Annotated in this window: 6 protein-coding genes and 1 other annotated feature; of the genes, 1 reads left to right on the top strand and 5 read right to left on the bottom strand. The window is 32.4% G+C overall.

What is annotated here, in order from left to right; translation table 11 throughout:
- The 5 genes from KHW44_RS03700 to KHW44_RS03680 all read right to left on the bottom strand — a co-directional run.
- Positions 1-693: methionine ABC transporter ATP-binding protein (locus KHW44_RS03700; RefSeq protein WP_304066125.1), on the bottom strand; the 693-nt coding region annotated here is incomplete at its 3' end.
- A 50-nt stretch (positions 694-743) separates the two neighbouring features.
- Positions 744-1,004: a binding site (T-box leader), on the bottom strand.
- A gap of 101 nt (positions 1,005-1,105) precedes the next feature.
- Entirely contained in the window at positions 1,106-2,173 is a 1,068-nt protein-coding gene (locus KHW44_RS03695; protein WP_294685869.1) for a hypothetical protein, read from the bottom strand.
- A 5-nt stretch (positions 2,174-2,178) separates the two neighbouring features.
- Positions 2,179-4,707: a ribonucleoside-diphosphate reductase subunit alpha gene (locus KHW44_RS03690; protein ID WP_304066121.1), complete on the bottom strand. Its 2,529-nt coding sequence runs from the start codon at positions 4,705-4,707 to the stop codon at positions 2,179-2,181.
- Between the two features lie 168 nt (positions 4,708-4,875).
- Entirely contained in the window at positions 4,876-5,481 is a 606-nt protein-coding gene (locus KHW44_RS03685) for an ABC transporter ATP-binding protein (protein WP_304066118.1), read from the bottom strand.
- A gap of 2 nt (positions 5,482-5,483) precedes the next feature.
- A complete protein-coding gene (locus tag KHW44_RS03680) occupies positions 5,484-7,169 on the bottom strand; it encodes a hypothetical protein (protein WP_304066115.1) in 1,686 nt (561 codons plus the stop codon).
- Positions 7,170-7,360: 191 nt separating this feature from the next.
- Here KHW44_RS03680 and KHW44_RS03675 point away from each other — a divergent pair, with 191 nt between their 5' ends.
- Positions 7,361-8,050 (top strand): DUF554 domain-containing protein, encoded by a 690-nt coding sequence (locus KHW44_RS03675; protein WP_304066112.1) that lies wholly within the window; start codon positions 7,361-7,363, stop codon positions 8,048-8,050.
- Positions 8,051-8,961: the final 911 nt, after the last annotated feature.

Below are 8,961 nucleotides of genomic sequence, written 5' to 3'. Positions count from 1 at the left end.
ATTTTTGAATAATTCTTCTACAGAATTTTCTTCGATGATTTTTCCATTTTCCATCACTGCAATCCTGTCACAAACATCTTTTGCAACTTCCATTTGATGAGTTATCATTATTATCGTCGTTTTGTATTTGTCTACTGATTTTCTCAATATTTCCAAAACTTGTTGTGTGTTTTGTGGGTCAAGTGCGCTTGTAGATTCATCTGACAAAATCACCTTAGGATTAGTGGATAATGCCCTTGCAATCGCAACTCTTTGTTTTTGTCCACCGGATAATTGGCTAGGATAGCTTTTTGCTCTATCTCTGAGTCCAATGAAATCCAATAATTCATTAACTCTTTTTTCTATTTCATTTTTTGGAATGTTTTGAAGCTTCAATGGATAAGCAATGTTTTCGTAGACATTTTTTTGATTAAATAAATTAAAATGTTGGAAAATCATGCTGATTTCTTTTCTTGCTTCCAATAATTCTTTTTGCTTCAATGATGTTATGTCAACATCATCGATCACAACTTTGCCGCTTGTGGGCTCTTCTAATCTGTTTAGAAGTCTTACAAGTGTTGATTTGCCAGCTCCTGACAAACCAATTATTCCGTAAATTTCACCCTTATTTACTTTGAAACTTACATCATCAACTGCATTAAATTCTTTCTCACTTGTATTAAAAGTTTTCTTCAAATTTAATACTTCAATCATAATCTCACCTCATTTTTATAATAAAAAAAGCCCTTATGTGACATTCATCACATAAGGGCGAATATATCCGCGTTACCACCTTATTTTTAAATACATATATGCAAATATACAAATATGCATTTTCTCATTGTTCAGTACGTATTCATACCTAGCATAAGATATCGGATGCAACCGGAAAAGTTTAAACGCAAATGCTATTCGACTTTTCTAACTCCAAGACCATTTTCAACAACTATTCTTTATCTCATTCCACCAAACTGAGACTCTCTGTAAAAGCATTCGTTGCATACTCTTCTTATCAACGTTAATGTTTATTCATTTAGCTTATGGATATATAATACACGCTCCAAAAATATTTGTCAAGCTTTTTTTGAAAAAATTTTCAAAAACTTTTTTCAAGATTTATTTTACACTACTTAAAGTACGGATTTTTGCGCAAATTATCCAATAATTTATCGTAAGTTGTCCAACCCAATCCTAGGTCAGAATACTTTGCGTAAGGGTTGTCTATGCTGTAGTGTCCATCGCAAAATCCCTTGTTAACTAAAATAGGTTCACGAACTTTTGAATATCCAGTGTATAGTTGGTTTTTTCCTCGTTCTACTTCTGGTAATTTCTCCATTATAAGTTTCGGTCTGTTTTCAAATCCGTAGTCTTTTGCGTTCTTGTGTGAAATCGTAGAGTGAGTAAAATCCAAGAAATACATCTTGCCATTTAATCTTGCTCTGTCGATTGAATGGTTACGATATGGATTGGAATTTTTGTCTAATTCATCGTCAGGCAATGAATCTACCCACCAAATTTCAGAATAAATTCCACAATTATTTAGCACATCATTGGCAAGTTCGCTGAAAGAATTGCAAGTTCCCTCTTTGTTGAACAACAAATCACAACCAAATGTCGAGGAAAGTTGAGGATCGTATCTGTAATCGTCAATCAAAACTTTCGCCAAATTTTTCACCGTTTCAAAATCATCCTTGCCTTTTACTTTTTCTGACAATTCGTTTAGTTTGTCGATGTATTTGTAAGTGAATTCCAAGCTATAAGGCTCATCTCTAAAATCTTCGTTCAACACCGATTTTAATTTCATGGAAAAAATAGGCTTACCAATTGAAGAATCCTTCACAAATTTCATATCGCCAACTACCAAATTATCTTCGGCAGTTTTTTTATCATTCTTGTCGTATTCACTCATGAAATTTTCAACTTGTGATTTGTCATTTCCCAAGAACACAAGCTCTTGTTTGCCGCGTGTTTCGTGCAATTTTTTGATAACCTTGATTAATTTGTCCTTTGTATCCACGTATTCGTCGTAATTTATCGACGAATCAATCTCACTTGGTTTTTTGCCATTCAAATCGTCTTTTGGTTGAACTTGCTCAACCTGTGGTTTTTCTTCCACTTTTTCTTGTTTTTTGTTACAACCTGTAACTCCAAGTATAAGAGCCAAGCTCAACATCACTGATAATAATTTTTTCATAAAAATTATGCACTGCAGCTATCGCAGTCCTCCACTTCTAATGATTTACTTCTAACATAATAGATGGATTTGATTCCTTTTTCCCAAGCTCTGATGTATATGTTCAATATTGTTCTCATCGTGTAATCAGTCGTGATGTAAATGTTGACCGATTGTCCTTGGTCGATGTGGCGTTGTCTGATACTTGTCGCATCTACAGTTATATTTTGATCCAATTCGTGTGCATTTTCGTACAACCAGAATGTTTGTGGACTAAGTCCTGGTGCAACACGTGGGACAATTGTACCCTTCTTTTCTTCAAGGAAATATCTACTCATAACTGGATCTACTGCCGCAGTAGTTCCTGCGATTATAGAAGTTGAACCAGTTGGTGCCACTGCCATCAAGTATCCATTTCTCATTCCGTTTTTCTTAATATTATGGTATAATTCGTTCCATTTTTCAGAATTGTAATCTCTTAATTTGAAATATTCACCATTTTCCCAATCAGAGCCTTCAAAATATTCGTAGGATCCTTTTTCCTTGGCGATTTTATTACTTGCTTTAATAGCGTAGTAATTGATTTTTTCGTACAATTTATCTGCAAATTCCAAATGTTTTTCAACATCCGAATACATAATATTGTTTTTTACTAAACAGTGATGATATCCACTTGTTCCAAGTCCGATTGGACGGTATTTTTTGTTAGTGTACTTTGCGTATTCCAATGGATAGAAGTTCAAATCAATAACATTATCAAGTCCTCTAACCGCTGTTTCCACAACTTCTTCTAATTCTTCGTCGTTGTTCACATCAATATTTCCCAAAACAAGAGAAGCCAAGTTGCACACAACAAAATCTCCTGGTTTTGTTTTTGTAACGATAATATCGTCACCGTCTTCTGTTTCTATAGTTTCACTAATAGAATGAATTTCGCTCATATTTTGCATAATTTCTGTACACAAATTAGAAGAATAAATCATTCCCTTGTGTTTATTTGGATTCATTCTATTTACAGTATCTCGGTTGAATGTGAATGGAGTTCCTGTTTCTGTCCATGATTTTATAATAAGTCTTACCAAATCTTTTACTTTTATGCTACGTCTGGAAATACTTTCGTCAAGCACACATTCGTTGTATCTTTTTTCCCATTCGTCTCCATAATAATCTTCCAAGTTATATCCTTTTTTCACAGAGATTTCGTGTGGGTCGAACATATACCAAGTTCCGTCGATATCGTCACGAACCATCTTCCAGAACAAATCAGGATAGCAAACAGAAGGGAACACATCGTGTGCTTTCATTCTGTCATCGCCGTTGTTTGTTCTAAGTTGCAAAAATTCCAATATATCCTTGTGCCATACATCCAAGTACACAGCTACAGAACCTTGGCGTACTCCCAATTGATCCACTGCAACAGCAGTATCATTTGCAAGTTTAATCCATCTGATAACTCCACCTGCAACACCTTGGAAGCCACGAATGTCGGATCCATTTGCACGAACTTTTCCGAAATACAATCCCATTCCACCGCCATGCTTAGAAACTTGCGAGAAATTATTTATAGAACGATAAATTCCTTCCAAAGTATCAGGAACAGTGTCTATAAAGCAGCTTGACAATTGATTGAATGGTTTTCTGGCGTTACTCATTGTAGGAGTTGCCACAGTCACTTTCAATGTGGACAAATTATCGTAGATCTTCTTTGCCCAATGAATTCTATCCTTTTCTTTAAGTGCCAAATGCATCGCAATCCCCATGAACATTTCTTGTGCAGATTCCATCACTCTGTTGTCATGAGTTTTAATCAAATATCTTTTTATAATCAAATCCAAAGCACTGAATGTGAATAACTTATCCCTATCGTCATCAATGTATTTTTCCAATTCGTCAATATCATCATCAGTATACACTTCTCTGATGTATGAACCATACAATCCTCTCTCATCCAAAAACTTAATCTTTGATTTAAAATCTTGGAGATCGTATTGAACTTCTAACTTCTTAATATTTTGTTTCAAATTATAATTCATAAACAAAGATGCAATATATTCCCAATTTGGAGCTTCCTTACTAACAAGTTCCCCAGAAGCTTTCGACAATAAATTCACCATATCGTATTGTGACAGATTAGGCTTAACAAATGATTCGAACTTCAAATACAAATTCTCAATCGAATACCTAGTAGAATCATAGTGTTCTTGAATATATCTAATGATTTCGATGACATCTTCATCTGTGATAAATCTTTCGAACTCTTCGATAACTTTTCTGTCTGTGGTATGTTTTGCACGATACAAAATAAAAGATTTTACAACCTTGTATTGACCGTGATCAATCAAAATCAATTCCACCAAGTCTTGGATTTCTTCCACAGTAACCACATGATTTTTCGGATACTTGTTCACAATAGTGTTTTCAATTTCTTGTGCCATAGCTTCCAGTTCATTTTCCTCTGCGTAAATTCCCACAGAAGCATAAGCTTTTTTCATGGCTAATTTTATCTTCGACCTATCAAAATCGACAATATTGCCATCTCTTTTTTTTATTTCCATTATTACTCCCTTTTATCGTGTATATAGTGGATTATAAAAACCCAACTACAATTTATAGTATTTATTCCTATTAAATATTACCACAAATCGATCGGAAATAACACTGAAAATATAGAATAAAAATTTTTCAAAAAGCTAAAAATATATAATTTTATTAAAATGTTCAAATCATTTTACAACAGAAATACTACTCTTACCCAGCTTCAAAATCGGCAAATCATCGGCTAATTTTTTCTTCTTGTCGCACAAAATAATGTAGTGGATATTTTTTTCATCAAACATTTGAGTTAGCTTTTTTATGTTTTTCTTAGCAAAAATTTTTGTGTAATTATTGTAATTTTTTATAATCACAAACTGACTCTGCGCCAACACAACCTTCGCATAAAAAAGTTTGATGATAGTATCATCATCACATTCTTTTAACTTATTATCCAAATCCACATTCAGACTTTCATTCAAACTCTCAATTCTCCTGTAAATTGTCACAGGAGACATCTTCATTGAACGCAACACCAACGACAAATTATCATACACATTCAAATGAGGATACAACATAAACTCATCAACAACATAAAATCCACGGTACTTGGATATCACATTGTTTGAAATCTTTCCATCTATTAACATCTTGCCATTTGCGTATTTTACATTCATTAATACAGCTATGAACTTATCCAAAGTTATTTTGTTTGAAAAAACCTGACAATTGTGAGTGATTTTCCCTGTCAAATTTTCAAAATAATTCGTACTATAATTTTCAAATACAATATCCATAATTACCTTCTAACCCTGATCTTAGTTATAATATCCCAACACAAATTAACAACCGAAAATATCGCCACTATTATAAAACCTATCAAGTAATAATAATTGCTGTTAAGCTTTCTTACAAAAAATATGAGAATATCCATAGCGCCCTCATTGTAAATATCTACCATGTGAGAAAAATACACACCAGTGAAACAAAACATCACATAAAACGCCATGAAATTCAACAAAATCGTAATCAAATTTACCTTATTAGAATAAATCGGGAAAACAACCCATCTGTAGTAGTCGAAATTATTCATATCATCGTTGTGCATCAAATAATTGATATTGTTAGAGAAAAACCCAATCTTCTGCATTGAATACACATTGTAAGCTGTGACTGCACCTGTAAGTAACCAAAAAGTCAACCTGAAAATTAACATCAAACTTTGGTCGTGAAGTACGTATTGGTCGAAAATTCCAAATAACTTCGCAAACACATAATCATTTGGAAACATCAGCAATACAAAAAGAGATGCAATTGACAATATGCACATAAAAAGATTCAATTCCTTGTCAACTCTTGAGAAAATCCTCCACACAATCAACGACACAATCTCTGCAATCGAAAACACCATCACGCTAAGCAGAGCACACGCACACACAATCTTCAAATCAAATTGAACGTAAAATCTGTCGTAATTTTTCAGAACAAAAGTCAAATCCTCTCCCAAAATAGTTGCCACCACTATGAAAATATTAAAAGCAGCGACAATCGCACACAAAATCCAGTAAATAAGTTTAATGTTATTTATGAAAAATCCTTTAACTTTTAATCTAATGTTTATAAACGACTCTCTGAAATTATTTGGACGAATTCCTTTATTAATATCCCTGACGATTTTTTTGTAATTTACTATATTGATAATCTCCAAAATCACCAATATACCAATCATAAACTCATCCAATTTATCGATATGTGTATCTCCAATAAGAATGAACACACTCACCAAAAATATCGCAATCATAATCAAAAACTTGTAAAGTTGATTGAACTGAAGTTGCCCCACACCAGGAATTAAATACAAAGCCCTGAATTTTGTGTCGTAATCTTTTGGATCGACTTTCATATTTTTTCTCAAATCGTATAAATCACGCCTAAGCTTGTTAACCTCAGTATTTATTCTCTTCTTGTACACTTGGTTCAAACTTCTCTTCACGCTGTACAAATACACGCTATCCTTGGAATATTCACTGATAATGAACTCCCTTTTATCCTTCGATTTCAGATGAGCTCTTTTGCTTTTCTTATTCGTGTCTTTTGAATTATCGCGTGAAAATTTATAACTTTCGATAATTTTATTCAAATAAAACCTAAAATTAAACCCTCTTTCGATATCTCCAGAATTTTTGATAGCCTCATCCAAAAAACTCATATCGTTTTCCATATCTTGGAAAATCTGAATAATCTCATCACATCTTTCTTCTACAAGTTTATTCTTAGTGTATATGTAATTATATTGAGAAGACACGCTCTTATACTCCTCATAAAAATCAATCTTAGACTGAGCGATGAATTTTTCCACAAGAACCCTATTCAACAAACTGTCATTGTGATGAGGAAGACTGTGCTTGAATCTAATGACAGAATTATCAAGTTCTTTGAGGAAATTTATCTCTTTATTTTTGATTAATTCGATTTTTTCGTTCATATCGAACCCCTAAATTTTACAAATTATTGATATATTTTTACTCATTTAATATGTAGCTTTTATGCAGATTATTTCATTGTGATATTATATTTACATATTTTTACCAATTTCAAATATTACATTGTTAATTATTAAAATTATTACTTTACAAATTGAATAAAATATATTATTATATTTAGTGGAGGATTATGATGTTTTACATATTAATAAATGTTGTAGCGGTTGCAGTTGCAGCCTTTTTGGGAAGAATCTTAAAATCTTTCCTTCCAAAAAAACTAATAAAAAGTATAATGGACGTTGTCGCCGTTTGTATATTAATAATGGGAATCCAAGGAAGTATCAAAACAAATAATTTTATTTTTATGTTGATTTCCTTAGTTATCGGTGCTATAATAGGTAACAGTCTTGATTTGGACAAGAAATTAGCCAACCTTGTAGAGTATTTACAAAACAAAGTTCCAGACTCATCTGGCTCGTCCATGAAAGGCGCCATTGCATTAATAATGCTACAAAATATCGGATCATTGGCAATCCTTGCTCCATTGAATTTAGGATTAAGTGGATCCGCCGACATAATGCAATTTAAAATAATATTAGACAGTATAACAACATTTTTGTTCTCAGCAACATACGGATTCACAGTAGCACTGTCCGGAGTTGTAGGACTTGTGATGAACACACTAATATTCTTATTATCAACATCACTAAGCAAAGTCTTAGTACCAGAAGTAATTGATAACATTTCAGTAGTAGGATCATTGTTGATAGTCCTACTTGGTATAGATATGCTAGAAATCAAAAAATTCAAAATCATGGATTACATTCCAGCAATATTTATTCCAATATTTTGGTTCATCATCAAACAATTACTTCACATCTAAATTAGTTAACAAGTTAGAGGGGAAAACTCTCATGCCTTCAAAATTTTCCAGAGTTGACTCCCCTTACTCCTTTCTTATATGGCGCATGATTTTAAATCATGTGTTTTTTTTATTATACCTCATTTCAAGAAATTTCAAACAAAATCAATTTTTTTCAAATTTTTTTTAATTTTTTTCAAAAAAACTTCAAAAAAGTGTTTAAAACATTTTTCAGTGGGTATATATATACTACAATAAAAGATATCTAAATTGTAGAGCACAACTGTTACTTTAGTTTATTGATTCCGATGAAAAGGATATATAAACAAAAATCGCAGGAATACTACCCGTTTTATTTGAAGACAAATAAAACTAGAACCTTTAAACATTTAAACTTAAAACATTTAAATTTAAAATTTTATCCTAAGTATCGAAAACTTTAGTTAATTAAAGATTTAAAGATTGATTCGTTATATCTTGAAAAGCAAGTTTATCTGATAGATTACTATTAAGGAGTGGATAAGGAAATGATCGAACCAAAATTTCAGTTTAAGTGCAGTTTGCTCGGAAAATAAGAGTTGTTTCAGAAGATGGAAAATGACTCTTATTTTTTTGTGTCCATTTCTCCCCCGTAAGTTTTTCCAAGAGGGCTATCTCAATTTTTATTAATTTTATACTTTTTCTATTTTGTTTTATATTTTTACTTCCTATCCTATGTGTGCCATGCAAATTTTTTCTAGCGACTTTTCCCAGCAATTCTCAGTCCTTGTCCTGCAATCCCAAAAATTCGCGAAACCCTAAAGCAAACGATCGAAGCTAAGAATATCATACGGAGAAAATAATCATAAATTCAAGCGAAGGGAACCGTTAAAAAATTGTGCTGTTTGAGTGCGTAGCACGAGTTCACAATTTTAGGTTCACAAGCTTAGAAT

This window comes from Finegoldia magna (genome assembly GCF_018371055.1).
Lineage (GTDB): Bacteria > Bacillota > Clostridia > Tissierellales > Peptoniphilaceae > Finegoldia > Finegoldia magna_I.
Note: the sequence above shows the minus strand (reverse complement) of the source record. Positions and strands in the feature narration are given on the sequence as shown.

Excerpts from the sequence above, each read along its gene's own strand:
- KHW44_RS03695 (WP_294685869.1), bottom strand. The coding sequence starts at position 2,173 with ATGAAAAAATTATTATCAGTGATGTTGAGCTTGGCTCTTATACTTGGA.
- KHW44_RS03690 (WP_304066121.1), bottom strand. The coding sequence starts at position 4,707 with ATGGAAATAAAAAAAAGAGATGGCAATATTGTCGATTTTGATAGGTCG.
- KHW44_RS03685 (WP_304066118.1), bottom strand. The coding sequence starts at position 5,481 with ATGGATATTGTATTTGAAAATTATAGTACGAATTATTTTGAAAATTTG.
- KHW44_RS03680 (WP_304066115.1), bottom strand. The coding sequence starts at position 7,169 with ATGAACGAAAAAATCGAATTAATCAAAAATAAAGAGATAAATTTCCTC.
- KHW44_RS03675 (WP_304066112.1), top strand. The coding sequence starts at position 7,361 with ATGTTTTACATATTAATAAATGTTGTAGCGGTTGCAGTTGCAGCCTTT.